At 71.2% G+C, this 17476-nt stretch carries 12 protein-coding genes and 1 pseudogene; 7 read left to right on the top strand and 6 right to left on the bottom strand.

The genetic code is table 11. The annotated features are described in order from the left end of the window. Positions 1-199: 199 nt before the first annotated feature. Positions 200-2023 carry a phosphoenolpyruvate carboxykinase (GTP) gene (locus ACIBBD_RS13780; RefSeq protein ID WP_399419566.1) on the bottom strand — a complete coding sequence of 608 codons (1824 nt, stop codon included), beginning with the start codon at positions 2021-2023 and terminating at the stop codon, positions 200-202. A 291-nt stretch (positions 2024-2314) separates the two neighbouring features. On the opposite strand from ACIBBD_RS13780, the gene ACIBBD_RS13775 reads away from it, so the two are divergent. From ACIBBD_RS13775 to ACIBBD_RS13760, 4 genes are all read left to right on the top strand, one after another. Further along, positions 2315-3028, top strand: a complete 714-nt coding sequence (locus tag ACIBBD_RS13775; protein ID WP_399419565.1) for a hemolysin III family protein — start codon at positions 2315-2317, stop codon at positions 3026-3028. Positions 3029-3291: 263 nt separating this feature from the next. Further along, complete coding sequence (locus ACIBBD_RS13770; RefSeq protein WP_399419564.1) at positions 3292-4842, top strand: MFS transporter; 1551 nt, start codon at positions 3292-3294, stop codon at positions 4840-4842. After that, positions 4839-5480 (top strand): TetR/AcrR family transcriptional regulator, encoded by a 642-nt coding sequence (locus ACIBBD_RS13765; protein WP_399419563.1) that lies wholly within the window; start codon positions 4839-4841, stop codon positions 5478-5480. Before ACIBBD_RS13770 ends, ACIBBD_RS13765 begins: the two co-directional genes overlap by 4 nt. Before the next feature lie 33 nt (positions 5481-5513). After that, positions 5514-6245, top strand: coding sequence for a Mut7-C RNAse domain-containing protein (locus ACIBBD_RS13760; protein ID WP_399419562.1), 732 nt, complete (start codon positions 5514-5516; stop codon positions 6243-6245). 10 nt (positions 6246-6255) lie between these two features. On the opposite strand, the gene ACIBBD_RS13755 is transcribed toward ACIBBD_RS13760, so the two are convergent. Next, positions 6256-8742, bottom strand: coding sequence for a galactose oxidase-like domain-containing protein (locus ACIBBD_RS13755; RefSeq protein WP_399419561.1), 2487 nt, complete (start codon positions 8740-8742; stop codon positions 6256-6258). Positions 8743-8792: 50 nt separating this feature from the next. Beyond that, a complete protein-coding gene (locus ACIBBD_RS13750) occupies positions 8793-10220 on the bottom strand; it encodes an ArnT family glycosyltransferase (RefSeq protein WP_399419560.1) in 1428 nt (475 codons plus the stop codon). Between the two features lie 632 nt (positions 10221-10852). Here ACIBBD_RS13750 and ACIBBD_RS13745 point away from each other — a divergent pair. Both ACIBBD_RS13745 and ACIBBD_RS13740 read left to right on the top strand, forming a co-directional pair. Beyond that, the gene (locus tag ACIBBD_RS13745; protein ID WP_399419559.1) at positions 10853-12079 is read left to right on the top strand and encodes a glycosyltransferase; all 1227 of its coding nucleotides are present in this window, start codon (positions 10853-10855) and stop codon (positions 12077-12079) included. Beyond that, positions 12076-13266: a glycosyltransferase gene (locus ACIBBD_RS13740; protein WP_399419558.1), complete on the top strand. Its 1191-nt coding sequence runs from the start codon at positions 12076-12078 to the stop codon at positions 13264-13266. Before ACIBBD_RS13745 ends, ACIBBD_RS13740 begins: the two co-directional genes overlap by 4 nt. Positions 13267-13337: 71 nt before the next feature. Here the strand turns inward: ACIBBD_RS13740 and ACIBBD_RS13735 are convergent, their stop codons facing one another. Next, on the bottom strand, positions 13338-15371 hold the full coding sequence (locus tag ACIBBD_RS13735) for a thioredoxin domain-containing protein (protein WP_399419557.1): 2034 nt from the start codon (positions 15369-15371) through the stop codon (positions 13338-13340). 172 nt (positions 15372-15543) lie between these two features. On the opposite strand from ACIBBD_RS13735, the pseudogene ACIBBD_RS13730 reads away from it, so the two are divergent. Further along, a pseudogene (locus ACIBBD_RS13730) lies at positions 15544-16046 on the top strand (hypothetical protein); the annotation flags it as partial. A gap of 184 nt (positions 16047-16230) precedes the next feature. Here ACIBBD_RS13730 and ACIBBD_RS13725 read toward each other — a convergent pair. Both ACIBBD_RS13725 and mca read right to left on the bottom strand, forming a co-directional pair. Continuing rightward, the gene (locus tag ACIBBD_RS13725; RefSeq protein WP_399419556.1) at positions 16231-16497 is read right to left on the bottom strand and encodes a hypothetical protein; all 267 of its coding nucleotides are present in this window, start codon (positions 16495-16497) and stop codon (positions 16231-16233) included. After that, a complete protein-coding gene (gene mca, locus ACIBBD_RS13720) occupies positions 16490-17350 on the bottom strand; it encodes a mycothiol conjugate amidase Mca (RefSeq protein WP_399419811.1) in 861 nt (286 codons plus the stop codon). Before mca ends, ACIBBD_RS13725 begins: the two co-directional genes overlap by 8 nt. Positions 17351-17476: the final 126 nt, after the last annotated feature.

Genomic DNA, 17476 nt, shown 5'->3' with positions numbered 1-17476 from the left:
TGCCGGCGTGCCGGATGTACGGGCGAAGGCCTGCCGTCGTCCCGTCCGTCGGGGCGGACGGGGGGACGACGACAGGCCCAGGGCTCCTCACGCCGTTGTGCGGAGCCTCGCCGGTCCTTGGTGCTCACCGCGGCCGGCCGTGACGATGTTGCTGGTCAGGGCACGATCGGAGCCGGCCGCGGCGTCTTGGGGGGCTTTCTCAGCCCAGGCGCTGCACCAGTGCGCGGTACTCGTCCCAGAGCTCCTCGGGCGTGTGGTCGCCGAAGGTGTTGAGGTGATCGGGGACCAGGGCGGCCTCCTCGCGCCAGACCTCCTTGTCGACGGTGAGCAGGAAGTCCAGGTCGGAGTCGGACAGGTCGAGCCCGTTCGTGTCGAGGGCCTCCTTGGTCGGCAGGATGCCGATCGGGGTCTCGACGCCCTCCGCCCTGCCCTCCAGGCGCTCCACGATCCACTTCAGGACGCGGCTGTTCTCGCCGAAGCCGGGCCAGACGAACTGGCCCTCGTCGTTCTTGCGGAACCAGTTGACGTAGTAGATCTTCGGCAGCTTGGACTGGTCCTTGTCCTTGGCGACGTCGATCCAGTGGCCCATGTAGTCGCCCATGTTGTAGCCGCAGAACGGCAGCATGGCGAACGGGTCGCGGCGCAGCTCACCGACCTTGCCCTCGGCCGCGGCGGTCTTCTCGGAGGCCACGTTGGCGCCGAGGAAGACGCCGTGGTTCCAGTCGAAGGACTCCGTGACCAGCGGGACGGCGGTGGCGCGGCGCCCGCCGAAGAGGATCGCCGAGATCGGCACGCCCTTGGGGTCCTCCCACTCCGGCGCGATGATCGGGCACTGCGCGGCGGGGACGGTGAAGCGGGCATTGGGGTGGGCGGCCGGGGTGCCGGACTCCGGCGTCCAGTCGTTGCCCTTCCAGTCCGTCAGGTGGGCCGGAGTCTCCTCCGTCATGCCCTCCCACCAGATGTCGTTGTCGTCGGTGAGGGCCACGTTGGTGAAGACGGAGTTGCCCCACAGCGTCTTCATCGCGTTGGCGTTGGTGTGCTCACCGGTGCCGGGCGCGACGCCGAAGAAGCCGGCCTCGGGGTTGATGGCGTACAGGCGGCCGTCCTCGCCGAAACGCATCCAGGCGATGTCGTCGCCGATCGTCTCCACCGTCCAGCCGGAGATCGTCGGCTCCAGCATGGCGAGGTTCGTCTTGCCGCAGGCGCTCGGGAAGGCGGCGGCGACGTACTTGGACTCGCCCTGCGGCGGGGTCAGCTTGAGGATGAGCATGTGCTCGGCGAGCCAGCCCTCGTCGCGCGCCATGACGGAGGCGATGCGCAGGGCGTAGCACTTCTTGCCGAGCAGGGCGTTGCCGCCGTAGCCGGATCCGTAGGACCAGATCTCGCGGGTCTCCGGGAAGTGGGAGATGTACTTGGTGCTGTTGCAGGGCCACGGGACGTCCTGCTCGCCCTCCTCCAGCGGCGCCCCGAGCGTGTGCACGGCACGCACGAAGAAGCCGTCGGAGCCCAGCTCGTCCAGGACCGGCTGTCCCATCCGGGTCATGGTGCGCATGGACACGGCGACGTAGGCGGAGTCGGTGATCTCGACGCCGATCGCGGAGAGGTCCGAGCCGAGCGGTCCCATGCAGAACGGGACGACGTACATCGTCCGGCCGCGCATCGAGCCGCGGAAGACGCCCTTCTCGCCCTGGAAGATCTCCCGCATCTCCGCGGGGGCCTTCCAGTGGTTGGTCGGGCCCGCGTCCTCCTCCTTCTCGGAGCAGATGAAGGTGCGGTCCTCGACCCGGGCGACATCGGTCGGGTCGGAGGCCGCGTAGTACGAGTTGGGGCGCTTGATCGGGTCGAGTTTCCTGAAGGTGCCCTTCTCGACCAGCTCCTCGCACAGGCGCTGGTACTCGGCCTCGGATCCGTCACACCAGACCACGTTGTCCGGCTGGGTCAGTTCGGCGATCTCGTTGACCCACGAGATCAGGTCCTGGTGCTGGGTGGGGATGACGGGGGGAGCCGCGATGTCGCGCGCCACGATCGCTCCTAGGTGAGGGATTTTGTCCTTGTCTGCCCCGTGGGGGCCGCGACCCGGATGCTTCGCAGCGAGCTGCTGAGCGCTCATCCGGTGCCGACCGCACTCATTTGATCATCCGACGCCTCGGCGCATCTGTCCAGAGGACGTCACAGATGAGCGGCGTGAGGCTCGCCACGTGGGCATCCCGACGCCCTCGCGGGCCTCCGGAGACCGTGAGATGATGGCCACTCTTCGCCCCTCATCCGGCCTGGTTGAGCCGTAACTTACGGTTCCGTAGGTACGATGCGGCGCATGACTGCGTCCGCTCCCGACGCGCGTACGGAGACTCCGGCCGCCGGCCAGGGCCCTGTCGCGCTCTCCCTGCCGCATCCGGTCAAGCCCAAGCTCCGCGGCTGGCTGCACCTCGGCATGTTCCCGGCCGCCCTCATCGCGGGTCTCGTGCTCACCGCACTCGCCGACTCCCCCCGCGGCCGCGTGGCCTGCGGCATCTACGCCCTGACCGCCTGCCTGCTGTTCGGCGTGAGCGCGCTGTACCACCGGGGCGACTGGAGCCCGCGCATGGACGGCATCCTGCGCCGCCTCGACCACGCGAACATCTTCCTGATCATCGCGGGCACCTACACCCCGCTCACCATGCTGCTCCTGCCGGGAGCCAAGGGTCAGTGGCTGCTGTGGGGCATCTGGGCCGCCGCGGCGGCCGGCATCCTCTTCCGGGTGTTCTGGGTGGGCGCGCCGCGCTGGCTGTACACCCCGTGCTACATCGCGATGGGCTGGGCGGCCGTGTTTTTCCTGCCGGACTTCCTGCGCACGGGCGGCGTCGCCGTCCTCGTCCTGGTGGTCGTGGGCGGCCTGCTCTACAGCGTGGGCGGCGTGATCTACGGCCTCCAGCGACCCAACCCCTCACCGCGCTGGTTCGGCTTCCACGAGGTCTTCCACTCCTTCACGCTGGCCGCGTTCGCCGTGCACTACGTGGGCATCTCGCTGGTGGCATACCAGCACGCATAGACCTTTTCCCGCCTTTTCCAGGGCCACGGCTTCCGAGCCGTGGCCCTTTCGCGTTGCGCGAACCGGTCACGGCTGCCGAGCGGCGCCTTCGCGCCCGGGGGCCGGTCGCGGCGTCCGAGCCGTGCCTTCCGCGCTGGGGGCCCGGTGGCGGTTAGGGAGCCGCACCTTTCGCGTCGCACGGAGTGTCGCGGGACAGCAGGACCACCCTTCCGACAGTAGCACCCTATTGACAGTCCGTGGATTTTGACAGTTACTCTCACTCCATGCCTCCTATCCCTTCCCCCGGACCCCACCCCCGCCGCTGGTGGGCCCTCGGGGCCCTGGTCGCGAGCATGCTGGTGCTCGGCTTCGACCTGACGATCCTCAACGTGGCCCTGCCGACGATGGCCCGGGACCTCGGCGCCGGCACCGGCGAACAGCAGTGGATGGCGGACGCCTACGTCGTCGTCTTCGCGGCCCTGATGCTCCCCGCCGGACTGCTGGGCGACCGGTTCGGGCGGCGGCGCATGCTGATCGGCGGGCTCGGCGTCTTCCTGGCCGGCTCCCTGGTGGGCGCGCTGGCCGACGACGTCACCCCGGTCGTCGCCGCCCGTGCGGTGATGGGCGTCGGCGGAGCGCTGATCACCCCGCTCGCGCTGTCCGTGCTGCCGTCGCTGTTTCCTCCCGGGGAACGCGGCAGGGCCGTCGCCCTCGTCTCCACCGGCTCCGCGCTCGGCCTGCCGCTCGGCCCGATCATCGGCGGCTGGCTCCTGGACCACTTCTGGTGGGGCTCGGTCTTCCTGATCAACGTGCCGATGGCCGCGATCGGCATCCTCGCCTGCGTCGTCCTGCTGCCCGAGACCCGTGACCCCGCCTCCCCCACGGTCGACGCCCTCTCCACCGCGTTCACCGCCGCCGGGCTCGGCGCCCTCATCTACGCGATCATCGAGGCCCCCGAGCGCGGCTGGGCCGACCCGCTGGTGCTGGGCACGTTCGCCGGATCCGCCGTCCTGCTCGCCGCACTCGTCCGGCGGGAGCGGCGGACGGCACGCCCCATGCTCGACATGACCCTGCTCACCGACCGCGGCTTCCTGCTCAACGCCCTCGCCGCGACCCTGGTCATGTTCGTCCTGTCCGGGCTGCTGTTCGTCGTGCCGCCGTATCTCCAGGCCGTCCTCGGCAACGACGCCCTCGGTACCGGCATCCGGCTGCTGCCGCTGGTCGGCGGCCTCGCGGTCGCCGCGAGGGCCGTCCCGGCCCTCTCCGAACGGTTCGGCGCGCGGGCCGCGGTCTGCGCGGGCCTGGTGGTCCTCGCCTTCGCCGGCCTCCTCGGCAGCCGTACGACGGCCGACTCCGGCTACGGCTTCACCGCGCTGTGGCTCTCCCTCGCCGGTGCCGGTTTCGGCCTCGCCCTCCTCCCGGCCATGACCGCCGCTCTCGCCACCCTGCCCGCCGACCGCGCCGGCAGCGGCTCCGGTCTGCTGATGACGCTGCGCCAGGTCGGCGCCGCGATCGGCATCGCCGTACTCGGCAGCCTGCTGTCCGCCGCCTTCCGCGACCGCCTCGACGTCACCGGTCTGCCCCCCGGGGCGGCCGAGACCGCGGGGGACTCCGTGGTCGCCGCGCACCTGGTCGCCGAACGGGTGGGCTCCGCGCACCTCGCCGCCTCCGCGGACGGCGCCTACGTCCACGGCATGGACCTGGTCCTGATCGTGTCCGGCGTCGCCGCCCTCGTCTCCGCGCTGCTCGCGGCCGTGTTCCTGCCGACGGCGCCCCGCCGCCGTCAAACGCAAACCCCTGACCTGGTCGTCCCGGAGGCGGATGCCCGACAATGACCCTCATGACGGCCGCACGCTCCTCCCTCGCCTCAGCCGACCGCCCCCAGCTCGGACTCCGCGAACGCAAGAAGATCAAGACCCGCGAGGCGATCCGCACCGCGACCTACGCCCTGGTCGAGGAGCAGGGATACGAGGCCACGACGATCGAGCAGATCGCCGACCGGGCCGAGGTGTCACCGTCGACCGTCTTCCGCTACTTCCCGACCAAGGAGGACATCGTCCTCACGGACGAGTACGACCCGCTCCTGGCGGAGGACCTGCGGGCCCGGCCCGCCGACGAGCCGTGGTCGAAGAGCATCCGGCATGTGATGCGCGAGGCCATCCGCACGGGCGTCGAGGGCGACATGGAGGTGGCGCGGCTGCGGACCCGGCTGATGGTCGAGGTCCCCGCGGTGCGGTCCCGGATGATGGAGAGCATGTCGGTCACCGGCCGCATGCTCTGCACCGCCATCGGCGAGCGCACCGGCCGCGACCCCGACAGCCTGGAGGTCCGCATCTACGCCATGTCCCTCATCGGCGGCCTGATGGAGACCTCCCTGTACTGGGCCGAGAGGGGCCACCAGGACGACCTGACCTCCCTCGTCGACCGCACGCTGGACGTCCTCGAGCACGGTCTCCCCCGGGAAAGGCCCTGAGGCCCCGCCGCCCCGCCGTGCCATCCTGACCGGGTGAGCACACCCGAGATCCACGTCGAAGTCGCCCCCGAGCTGGCCCTGTTCGTCCCGCACGCCCGACGGTCCGGCGCGCACGCCCTCGCTGTCGACGGGCTCTCCACCCTGGGCCATGTCGTCGAGTCCCTCGGCGTCCCGCTGACCGAGGTCGGCACCCTGGTCGTCGACGGCCGTGAGGTGCCCGTCTCGCACATCCCGGCGCACGGCGAGTCGGTGAGCGTCCGCCCGGTCGAGCGCCCCCAGCGGGTCCCGGGCGCGCCGCTGCGCTTCCTCCTCGACGTCCACCTCGGCACCCTCGCCCGCCGGCTGCGGCTGCTGGGCGTGGACACGGCGTACGAGTCGACGGACATCGGCGATCCGGCGCTCGCCGCGCGCTCGGCGGCCGAGCGCCGGGTCATGCTCAGCCGTGACCGGGGTCTGCTGCGCCGCCGCGAGCTGTGGGCCGGCGCGTTCGTCTACAGCACCCGGCCCGACGACCAACTCCGCGACGTCCTCGACCGGTTCGCGCCCGAGCTGCGCCCCTGGACGCGGTGCACCGCGTGCAACGGACTGCTGAGGGAGGCCACCAAGGACGAGGTCGCCGACCAGCTCGAGCACGGCACACAGCGGTCGTACGACGTGTTCGCGCAGTGCCGGGAGTGCGGGCGGGCGTACTGGAAGGGCGCGCACCACGAGCAGCTGGAAGCCATCGTGGAGCGCGCCCTGAAGGAGTTCGCGGGCGACCGGTAGGGCCTGTCCGCTACGTCTTCCTCACATCGCCCTTTCCGCAGGCGATGCCGTCCTTGTTGCGGTCCAGGCCGTGCCGGTCACGGCCGCCGACCGCGAGGCCGGTGCCGTAGCCCTTCGTCCTGAGCCAGTCGCACCGCTCCGCGACCCCGTTCACCTTCTTCGGGAACGTCCACGGCACGCACTGGCTGACGGTGCCGTAGGAGTGGTCGCAGCCGTCGTAGCCGGCGGGCATCTCGACGCCCTGGTGACCCTGGTGGTGCCGGTGGTCGGCGGGGTCGGTGCTCTCCGGGCTGACCGAGCTCCTCTCGCTCGCCGGGATCTGCGCCAAATCCTCCGCGAACTCCTGCACGCGGGCCGCCGCGACCTGCCCGTCGGCGCCGATCCGCACCCACCTGGACACCGACGGCACGCCGTTCGCGTCGACCACGGACAGCATGTACCAGCCGGGCGGGGCCAGGTCGGGGTTGCTGGTCAGGCTGAGGTCGACGGTGTCGCCGTCGACCGTCATCGGCAGGTCGACGTAGCGCTGGTTGGGGTCGGAGGAGTGGGTGATCGCGGCCGGGCGGATCAGGGACGCCTTCACCACCGGCTTGTCGACCGTGATGCGCTGGTCGGTGCCGTACGTCCAGCGCGTGCTCGCCACCGAGGTGATCCGCGGCCGGTCGCCCTTGAAGAGGTACGGCGGTTCGTAGACCGACACGCGCTGGTCGAAGGAGCCGTCCCCCGGGTTGTCGCCGACGCTCAGCACCCGGCCGTCGGGCAGCAGCAGGGACGAGGAGTGGTACGTCCGCGGGACCGGATCGGTCGCCAGGCCCGGCTCGAACGTGTTGGTCGCCGGGTCGTACATCGACGCCTCGAAGACCGGGTCCTCGCGGTAGGTGTGCAGGGCGCCGCCGGTCTCCAGGACCTTGCCGTCCGGGAGGATGACCGCCGAGACGTACACCTTGCCCTGGTCGCCGGTCTGCGGGGTGCCGTCCTGGTAGTGGCCCTGCGGCAGGTCGGGGCCGGGCACGTACCGCGGCGAGTCGGCCTTCAGGTCGATGACGTCGACGAGCCGGTGCGCGTCGGGCGAGACGGTGTGGTTGCCGCCGCCGATGGTGATGACCTTCTGGTCCTGGGCGGGCGGCAGCAGCACCGACATGGACTGGTCCCGCTCGTCCTTCCTGCGCAGGCCGGGTACGTCGGCGATGGTCCCGGCGTCGTAGTCGTAGACGGAGGCGCCGGTGCCGGGCAGGCCGTTGCCGAAGACGTGGCTGCCGGTGTAGAAGAGGCGGCCGTCCTGGAGCAGGATCATCGACGGGTACAGGCCCCAGAAGGACCAGGCCTGCTTGGCCTCGCCGAGCGGCAGCCACTTGTTCTGGGCGTGGGAGAAGTGCTCGTTGACGACCGTGCCCGAGGAGTCCTCGGCGAGGCCGCCCAGCGAGATGACGTCACCGTTGCCCATGGCGGTCGCCGACGGGTACCAGTGGCCCGCCAGCATGTCGTTGACCTTGATGTACTTGTTCTGGTCCGGGTCGAAGACGTAGCTGGACCGCAGGCCCTTGTAGCCGACGCTGCCGTCGGGTGCGGCGTAGTCCTTGTTCCCGCCCATGACCAGGACGCGGCCGTCGGGGAGCTGAACGTGTCCGGCGCAGAAGAAGTCCTCCGGCGTCGGGATGTCGGTGTAGGTGCCCGCCACCGGGTCGTAGACCGAGGTCTTGAAGGTGCCGGCCTCGAACATGTCGAGGTCGTTGCCGGAGCCGGCGATCAGCAGGACCTTGCCGGTGTGCAGCAGCACCGAGTGGATGGCCCGGACCGGCATCTCGGTGGTCTGGACGGTCCACTTGCCCTTGCACTCCGGTCCGGTGCCGCCCGTGGTGCAGGGGTCGGGGCCGGAGGGGACGGTGGCGTCCGTCATCGCGTAGTCGTCGGTGGTGAGGCTGCCGACGCCGTAGAGGGCGCCGCCCCAGGTGATCCGGTCGGTGTTCGGCGGGATGAGCGGGGTGCGGACCTCGGTGCGGGTCCAGTCCGCCGACTGCTCCAGGGTCTTGAGGTCGGTCCAGTAGACCCAGCCCTGGACGGTGTCGTGGCGGAAGAGGGTGAAGGCCACGTTCGGTGTCGTCGACTTGTACCAGAACGACAGGTCGTACTGGTGGTCCGGAGTGACCTGGGGGGCGCAGGAGTTCTCCAGCATCATCGTCTTGCGGTCGCCGTCGGCGCGCCGGGTCAGCTCGATGCGGACGGCACGGCTGCCGGAGTGGGCGTCGTCGGTGACGGTGAAGGTGAAGTCGTTGTCTCCCCAGCCCGACTTCTCGAAGCACTGCGGGAACCGGGAGGGCCCGTCGAGGATCTCCAGGCCCGGGTTCCTGACCAGGTTGGTGGCGGCGGTGGCGGGTTGGGCGCCCAGCGGGCCGAGCCCGAGGGCGGCGGCGAAGAGCATGAGCGCGGTCAGCAGCAGGCGGGGCGTTCTGCCGTGCGGCAGGGGCCGGCGCCATGCTGGTCTTCGGGCTCCGTACATGTGAGTCCCCCCTTGGTTCACGGGCCCCCCTCCGGCGCGGGGCCCGCGTGTCACTCGTCGTTCTCGATGCGGAGGATGTCGATGCGGCCGCCGCCCTCGCCGAAGGTGGCGACGGGCGTGCCGTGCGCGAACAGGTCCCGCAGGGTGGGCAGGTGCTCGCGCTCACCGCGCAGGGCCGCGGTGGACACCACGTAGTCGATGTCCTTCCAGCCGTGCGGCAGCGTCTTGGTGACCGCCGGGTCCTGGTCGAGCTTGTAGTGCCAGATGACACCGGTGCCCGGCCGGTAGCCGGCGTCGACCGCGTCCAGCCAGAGCACGCCGTCGGTGACGATGCGCACCCGGTCGCGGTCGCCGACGGGCGTCTCGCGCAGCCAGCGCGCGGCGTCGTGGTAGACGCCGTTGTCGTGGGCCTGCACGGCGGCCCGGTCCCGCTCGTACCAGTGGGGTCCGGCGAGTGCCGCGGCGGCGGCCGCTGCCGCCACGGCGGCGACGGTCCGCAGGTGCGGCCTGCCGGGCAGCCGGGCCACCACGGCCTGCGTGAGCCCGGCCAGGGTGAGCGCCAGGAACGGCAGGACCTGCACGATGTACATCTGCGGCAGGTATCCGCCGGGCCGCAGCGCGACCAGCGCCAGCACCAGGACGGCGAGCGCGGCCGGCCGCAGCCGGCGCACCGCGAACGCGCACACGGCCGCCGCGGCACCGCCGATCAGCAGGTACGGGTCCCGGTCCAGCCAGTCCGCGAACAACTGGTGGGCGTCGGTGCCCTCCTCGAAGGCCGAGCCGCTGCCCTCGCGTCCGCCGAGCTGGAACGCGAGCGTGCCGAGCAGCGACACGTGTCCGGCGCCGGGGAACAGCTCGCCCTTGAGCAGGGCGTAGAGCGGATAGAACAGGCCGGTCAGGACGAACCCGGAGCCGAAGCCGGCGAAGGAGAACTTGCGGGTGCTGGGGTGGCTGCCCTGCCAGAGGGTGACCAGCAGGACAGGCAGCAGGACCCCGATGGTCTCCTTGGAGAGCACCGCCACCGCGAACGCCGTGCCGGCCGCGACGTGGTGCCACAGGTGGCGGCGCGGTGACAACGCGAACGCGAAGGACACCAGCACCCACAGGACGGCGAAGTTGTCCAGGTAGATTTGCCGGTGCAGCACCACGGCGAGCGGTGACAGCGCGTACAGCAGCATGGCCGCGGCGGCGGTGGGCCGGGCGAGTCCGAGGCGCCGGCCGATCACGTACACCAGGACCATCGACGCCGCGGCCACCGGCAGCACGGCGATCCGCCCCTGCACGAAGGTGGGCAGGTCGGGCAGGAGCCAGTTGGGCAGCCAGGAGACGGTGGCGAGCTGGATCCAGCCCAGGGGCGGGTGGTCGTACCAGTAGGTGTAATGCGCGAGATCACCGTGCTGTACGGCCCATGCCTGCGCGAGATAGGTGCCCTCGTCGTCATTCGGGAATGGGTAATTACCGATTCCGAGGATCCTCACGAGGAGACCGGTAAGGAATACGGGGGCAACCCAGAAAACATCCCTGCGTAACACTCCTCCGCGTATGGAGGTGCGCCCGTCACCCGAATCACCGGACGGCGTCCGGGAAACGGAAGAAGAGCCTTCGGAAACTGCTGTTTCGGACGCATCACGCGCACGTGTGTGCGGTATTGCGGTCCCCATGCGGAATCCCCCCACCCACTTCTGGGCCTGATGACAGCCGTGGGACTCCCCCTTGAAACCCCCCGGAATCAGGCATGCCGGAGCATCATGGCACACCTCCGGACCTCACATAAGCAGAACCTGTGACTCCGCTTGCGGCGGCGATCACCACGGCGAGGCCACATTGCGAGGGAAATGCCGAACCTGCTAACTTCGGCCCTACTTTGCTCGTGGACCTGCATCGATCATGCGCGAAAACTCCGGGGAACCGGCTGGGAACCGGCCCGCCACCAAGGGTTGTCAATGATCACGAGCACTTCTGGAAGTCCCGTCGGCCGGGGGGCCGCAGACGGACGAGGACATTCCGCGCACACCCGAGTTGAATCACCGTTCACATCAAGGATGACCAAGAAAAACCGAGGGGGGAATTCGTGGTCTCCGCCATTCTTTTCATCGATTCGATCATTCTCATGGCCGCCGCCGGCGTGACCCTGTGGTGGATGCTGCACGCCTGGCGCACCCCGGAGACACTGGAGTCGACGGCCTTCGCCACACCCGACGGCAGAGCGGACCTGTCCTTCTCGCTCCTCGTCCCGGCCCGGCACGAGGAGGCCGTCCTACGGCACACGGTCGAGCAGATGCTGCGCATCGACCACCCGGACTTCGAGATCCTGCTGATCGTCGGTCACGACGACCCCGGGACCGCCGCCATCGCCGACGAACTCGCCGCAGAGCACCCCGGCACGGTGCGCACGGTGGTCGACACCCACGCCAGGAAGAACAAGCCCCGCGCCCTCAACACCGCGCTGCCGCACGCCCGCGGTGAGATCATCGGGGTCTTCGACGCCGAGGACGTCGTCCACCCGGAGCTGCTCAGTCACGTCGACTTCGCCTTCCGGCGCGAGAACGCCGACGTCGTCCAGGGCGGCGTCCAGCTCATCAACTACCAGAGCAGCTGGTACAGCCTGCGCAACTGCCTGGAGTACTTCTTCTGGTTCCGCAGCCGGCTGCACCTGCACGCCCGCAAGGGGTTCATCCCGCTCGGCGGCAACACCGTCTTCGTCCGGTCCGCGCTGCTGCGGGAGACCGGCGGCTGGGACGGCGACTGCCTCGCCGAGGACTGCGACCTGGGCGTCCGGCTGTCCAGCGGCGGCGCCAAGGTCGTCGTCGCCTACCACTCCGCGCTCGTCACCCGCGAGGAGACGCCGGACTCCGTCAAGGCGCTCTACAAGCAGCGCACCCGCTGGAACCAGGGCTTCCTTCAGGTCCTGCGCAAGGGAGAGTGGCGCCGGCTGCCCGGCTTCGGCCAGCGGATGCTCGCCCGCTACACCCTCAGCACCCCCTTCGTGCAGGCCGCGACCGGTGTGATGATCCCGCTGGGCATCCTCTTCGCCGTCATCGGCGGCGTCCCACTGCCGTTCTCGATGTTCGCCTGGCTGCCCATGCTGCCGATGGCCGCGATGATCGTCTTCGAGGCGGTCGCCCTGCACGACTTCGGCCGCGAGTACGGCTTCCGCATCGGCTTCGGGCACTACGCCAAGCTCATCCTCGGCGGCCCCGTCTACGCCGTGATCCTCGCGGCCGCCGCGCTGCGCGCCGTGTGGCGCGAGTACACCGGGCGCCGCGACTGGGAGCTGACCTCCCACGTCGGCGCCCACCTGCCGGTCCAGACCCCCCAGCCCCAGGAGGTACGGTGACGGCGCTGCCGGCCGATGTGTCCGTCGTCGTCCCGACCTTCAACGAGGCCGACAACATCCCCGAGCTGCTCGCCCGGGTCTGCGCCGCGATCCCCGCCGGGACCCGCGCGGAGGTCGTCTTCGCCGACGACTCAACCGACCACACCTGCGAGGTCATCGAGGAGGCGGCGCGGTTCAGCCCGGTCCCGGTGATCCTGCACCACCGTCCGGTCCCCGTGGGCGGGTTGGGCGGTGCGGTGGTCGAGGGCATGTCCCGGGCCTCGGCCCCGTGGATCGTCGTCATCGACGCCGACCTCCAGCACCCGCCGGAACTCATCCCCGAACTGATCGCCCGGGGCGAGACCACCGGCGCCGAACTGGTCGTGGCCAGCCGTTACGCGGCCGGCGGCGACCGCAGCGGCCTGGACGGCGGCTACCGCAAGCTGGTCTCCAGCACCTCCACGCTGGTCACCAAGTCGCTCTTCCCCCGCGCCCTGAGCGGGCTCACCGACCCGATGAGCGGCTTCTTCGCCATCCGCCGCACAGCGGTCGACCGCGCCTCCACCGAGGACGAGGGCCTCCAGCCGCTCGGCTACAAGATCCTGCTCGAACTGGCGGTACGGTGCCGGCCCCACGGCATCGCCGAGGTCCCGTACGCCTTCGGCGAGCGCCACGCCGGCGAGTCCAAGTCCACGGCCCGCGAGGGCATGCGCTTCCTGCGCCACCTGATCACCCTGCGCACCGCCGACCCCCGCGCCCGGGCGGTCGTCTTCGGCCTGATCGGCCTGTCGGGCTTCGTCCCGAACCTGGCCCTGCTGTGGCTGCTCACCAGCTGGGCCCCCGGCCTCCACTACGCCCCGGCGGAGATCATCGCCAACCAGGCCGGCCTCCTGTGGAACTTCGCCCTGATCGACTCCTTCGTCTACCGCAACCAACGCGGCCACCGCCGGCGCGGCACCCGCCTGCTGTCGTTCGCGGCCGTCGGCAACGCCGACCTGATCGCCCGCATCCCGCTGGGCGCGCTCCTCATCGGTGTCGGCGGGATGACCGCCCTCCCCGCCACGGCCCTCGCCATGGCGATCGTCTTCACGGCCCGCTTCCTGGTCGTCGACCGGTGGCTCTACGGCCGCCTGCGCAAGCACCGTCCGCCGACCGCCCGGGTCACCCCGGAGCCGGTGCCGGACCCGGTACCGGACCCGCTGGGCTGACGTACCCTCCACGGGGCCCGGGGCGCCACCGCGCCCCGGGCCCCGTCGGCCCGCCCACCGTGACCCGCCGCTCAGGGCGTGAGCTTCTCCCTCAGCCCCGCCGCGTCCGTCACCGGCATGTCGCACACGAAGCCCCGGCAGACGTACGCCGTCGGCGCGCCGCCGACCAGCACGCGGTCGGCGAGCAGCGGGAACTCGTCGCTGTCCGGCGTGCCGCAGGCCACCACCGCGCCCGGCGCGGGCGCCAGCAGGGCGGTGCGGTGCAGTTCCCCGGTGGCGGTGTCGTCGACGGAAGGCCCGGCCACCGCCACCTCGCGCGGCCCGTCGAGCAGCGCCTCGGCGACGGCGAGACCCCAGCCGATGAACCGCGGCACCCGCGGTCCCAGCGCCTTCACCACGCCCAACGCCCGTTCGGCGGCGGTGCGGTGGGGTTCGGAGCCGGTGTGGGCGGCATACGAGAGCAGCGCCCCGGCCGCCGCCGACCACCCGGAGGGCGTCGCGTTGTCGGTCGGGTCCTGGGGCCGGCGGATGAGCTGTTCGGCGTCGGCGGCGGTGTCGTAGAGGGCACCGGAGCCGGGGTCGGTGAAGCGGGCCAGGACGTGGTCGAGGAGGAAGCCCGAGAACTCCAGCCACACCCCCTCGCCCGTCACGGAGGCGAGCGCGAGGAAGCCCTCCGCCACGTCGGCGTAGTCCTCCAGCACCCCGGCGTTGGCCCCGATCTGCCCGTCCTTGCTGGTGCGGGCGAGCCGTGCCTGGTCGTCGAGGTGCAGCCGGACGAGGAGGTCGGCGGCGGCGAGGGCCGCCTCGACCAGGTCGGGGCGGCCGAAGTAGGCGCCGGTCTCGGCGAGCGCGGCGATCGCGAGCCCGTTCCAGGCCGCGACGACCTTGTCGTCCCGTCCGGGGGCGGGACGGGACGCCCGCGCCTGGAACAGCCGCCGCTTGACCGACGCGATCCTCTCGGCGTCGAAGACACCCTCGTGCTGCGGGAGCTGGAGGACGGAGGCGCCCTCCTCGAAGGTGCCCTCCTCGGTGACGCCGAAGTAGTGGGCGGCGATCTGCGCGTCCTCGGCGCCGAGCACCTCGGTGAGCTGCTCCGGCGTCCAGACGTAGTACGCGCCCTCGACGTGCCTGCCGGTCCCGTCGTCGCTGTCGGCGTCGAGCGCCGAGGCGAACCCGCCCTCGGCGGTGCGCAGTTCGCGCACCATGAAGTCGGCGGTCTCCAACGCCACCCGCCGGGCGAGCTCGGACCCCGTGGACCGCCACAGGTGGGCGTACACCCGGCACAGCAGCGCGTTGTCGTACAGCATCTTCTCGAAGTGCGGCACCACCCAGTCCCGGTCCACCGAGTACCGCGCGAAGCCGCCCCCGAGCTGGTCGTAGATCCCGCCCCGGGCCATCCGCTCACACGTGTCCCGCGCCATCTCCAGCGCGCCCTCGGCCCCGGTCCGCGCGTGGTGCCGCAGCAGGAACTCGATCACCATGGACGGCGGGAACTTCGGCGCCCCGCCGAACCCGCCGCGCTGCGGGTCGTACTCGCGGGTCAGCCCGAGCAGCGCCTGCCCCAGCTGCTCCTCCCCGGGCGCCAGGCTGTCCCCGTACGAGATCTCCCGCCCCGCCAGGTCCCGCACGATCTTCCCGGCGACCTCGGCGACCTCCTCCCGGCGGTCCGTCCAGGCCTGGTGGACGCCCTCCAGCACCTGCCGGAAGGAGGGCATGCCGTGGCGCGGGGCGGGCGGGAAGTACGTCCCGAAGTAGAAGGGCTCGGCGTCCGGCGTGAGGAACACGGTCATCGGCCAGCCGCCCTGTCCGGTGGCGGCCTGGACGGCCTCCATGTAGACGGCGTCGACGTCGGGGCGTTCCTCGCGGTCGACCTTCACGCTCAGGAAGTGCTCGTTGAGGTAGTCGGCGGTCGCCCGGTCCTCGAAGGACTCGTGGGCCATGACATGGCACCAGTGGCAGCTCGAGTAGCCGACGCTCAGCAGCACCGGCACCCCCCGCCTGCGCGCCTCCTCGAACGCCTCCGCCGACCAGGGCCACCAGTCGACCGGGTTGTCGGCGTGCTGGAGGAGGTAGGGGGAGGTCTCATGGGCCAGTCGGTTCGCCATGGAGTCCATCCTGCCGCAGTACCCACCCCGACACGCGTCAGGCGTCTCCCGCCCCGGCCCGCCCGGCTCGCGTCAGGCGTCTTCCGTCCGCCGGCGCGCCCGGTGAGGGGACCGCGTTCGCACTCTCGCGCCCGTGCGCCCCCGCGCCGCACCGCCGGAGGGGGGAAGGGATATGCGGGACAGCCATCGGGCGGAAGCCGAGGAGCTGTGGTACGGGCCGTGGAGAAAGGGGTACGGCGTTCGGGCGGCCGTACCGACCGGCAGGTGCTGATGACACGGGTCCGGGGCGCGATGCACACGATCGTGCGGACCGCCGCCGAGGAGTACGAGGCGTACGCGCGGGCCGGGACGGAGACGGAGGCCGGCCGGCTCAGCTTCGGGCAGCGCCATGCGCCGGAGGCCGCCGGTGGGCTCCACTGCTGGTGGCGGGGGGCGCGGTGGTGACGACGGCCGTCGTGGACCTGGCGCTCGGCACCGGTCCGGGGACGGCGCCGGGCGCCGGCGTGGCCCTCGGGGTGGTCGGCGCCGCGACGACCGTGGTGAAGGCCGCCGGGTCGCATCTGCCGGCCGCCCGTCACCGCGCGGGTGAGGCCGGCCGGCCCGGTGGGCCGGAACAGCTGAGGCTGCGGTGGCTGACGGCGCTCGAGGTGCGTGGAATCCGTCCGTTCACGCGGGGAAGCCGGCATCACGCGCCGACTCCCGGACTCGCCACGTCATGCCCCCACGTCGGCGTCCGCCCGGCCGGCCGGCTCGCGCTCAAGCCACCGCGGTCGGGCGGACACCGCCGTACGACCGCCGGGCGGCGGGCACCGCCGTTCCACGACCGCCGGGCGCGGGCAACGCGCCTCGGCGGCCGGGCTCAGCCCTTCGCCGGCGAGGCCTTCCCCGTGGCGCCCTTGCCGGAGGCACCCGCGCCCCCGTCGGCGGCGTCCTCCGGGGTCTCCTCGAAGTCGACCTTGCCCATGTGCTTGTTCATGGACTTCATCAGGCCCCACACGGCCAGTGCCATCACCGCGAAGACGATGAAGCCGAGGACACCCGGGGTGACCTTGTCCTCGTCCACCTCCTTGGCGAGGGTGGCGAACTGCGTCACTGCCAGGCTCACGCTTGCGCTCATATCAGGCATTGTCGCGGATGCCCGCGAAGAGGTCGTCCTCGGGGAGGGAGGTGTCCACCCGCGACTTCGCGAGCTCGTACTCCTCCGTCGGCCAGACCTCCTTCTGGACCTCCATCGGCACCCGGAACCAGCCCCCGTCGGGGTCGATCTGCGTGGCGTGCGCGATCAGCGCCTTGTCGCGGATCTCGTAGAAGTCGGCGCACGGCACGTGCGTGGTGAGCGTGCGGTCCTTGTGCCCGGACTCGTCCCAGCGCTTGAGCCACTCCCCGTAGGGCGACTCCAGGCCGCGGTCGAGCATCGCCTGGTGCAGCGCCTCGGTGCGCGGACGGTTGAAGCCCTGGTTGTAGTAGAGCTTCAGCGGCCGGTACGCCGGCCCGAACTCGTCCTCCGGGTACTTCACGGTGTCGTCCGCGCCCTCGAAGGCCACCATCGAGATCTTGTGGGTCATGATGTGGTCGGGGTGCGGGTAGCCGCCGTTCTCGTCGTAGGTGGTGATCACCTGGGGACGGAAGGCGCGGATCTGCTTCACCAGCTCGCCGGCGGCGGTGTCGACGTCCTCCAGGGCGAAGCAGCCCTCGGGCAGCGGAGGCAGCGGGTCGCCCTCGGGGAGGCCGGAGTCGACGAAGCCGAGCCACTCCTGCTTGACGCCGAGGATCTCGCGGGCCTCGTCCATCTCCTTCTTGCGTACCTCGTGGATGTGCTCCTCGATGTACTTGTCGCCCTGCAGCTTGGGATTGAGGATGGAGCCGCGCTCCCCGCCCGTGCAGGTCACGACCAGCACGTCCACCCCCTCGGACACGTACTTCGCCATGGTGGCCGCGCCCTTGCTCGACTCGTCGTCGGGGTGCGCGTGGACGGCCATCAGTCGCAGCTGGTCAGTCAAGACTCAATCCTCGGTAAGTCGGCGCCCCCGTGGGACCGGGCGCGATCGGCGGCTTCTATAGTGACCGAATCGGGGGACCAATAATTCCGGAGCCAGGCTCCGGAA

Source organism: Streptomyces sp. NPDC051315 (assembly GCF_044455165.1).
Classification (GTDB): Bacteria; Actinomycetota; Actinomycetes; order Streptomycetales; family Streptomycetaceae; genus Streptomyces.
The sequence above is the reverse complement of the archived record's forward strand: the minus strand, read 5'-3'. Positions and strand labels throughout refer to the sequence as shown.

Coding starts and splice junctions, on each gene's coding strand:
- ACIBBD_RS13775 (WP_399419565.1), top strand. CDS start 2,315: ATGACTGCGTCCGCTCCCGACGCGCGTACGGAGACTCCGGCCGCCGGC.
- ACIBBD_RS13770 (WP_399419564.1), top strand. CDS start 3,292: ATGCCTCCTATCCCTTCCCCCGGACCCCACCCCCGCCGCTGGTGGGCC.
- ACIBBD_RS13765 (WP_399419563.1), top strand. CDS start 4,839: ATGACCCTCATGACGGCCGCACGCTCCTCCCTCGCCTCAGCCGACCGC.
- ACIBBD_RS13755 (WP_399419561.1), bottom strand. CDS start 8,742: ATGTACGGAGCCCGAAGACCAGCATGGCGCCGGCCCCTGCCGCACGGC.
- ACIBBD_RS13745 (WP_399419559.1), top strand. CDS start 10,853: ATGGCCGCCGCCGGCGTGACCCTGTGGTGGATGCTGCACGCCTGGCGC.
- ACIBBD_RS13735 (WP_399419557.1), bottom strand. CDS start 15,371: ATGGCGAACCGACTGGCCCATGAGACCTCCCCCTACCTCCTCCAGCAC.
- ACIBBD_RS13725 (WP_399419556.1), bottom strand. CDS start 16,497: ATGCCTGATATGAGCGCAAGCGTGAGCCTGGCAGTGACGCAGTTCGCC.
- mca (WP_399419811.1), bottom strand. CDS start 17,350: ATGGCCGTCCACGCGCACCCCGACGACGAGTCGAGCAAGGGCGCGGCC.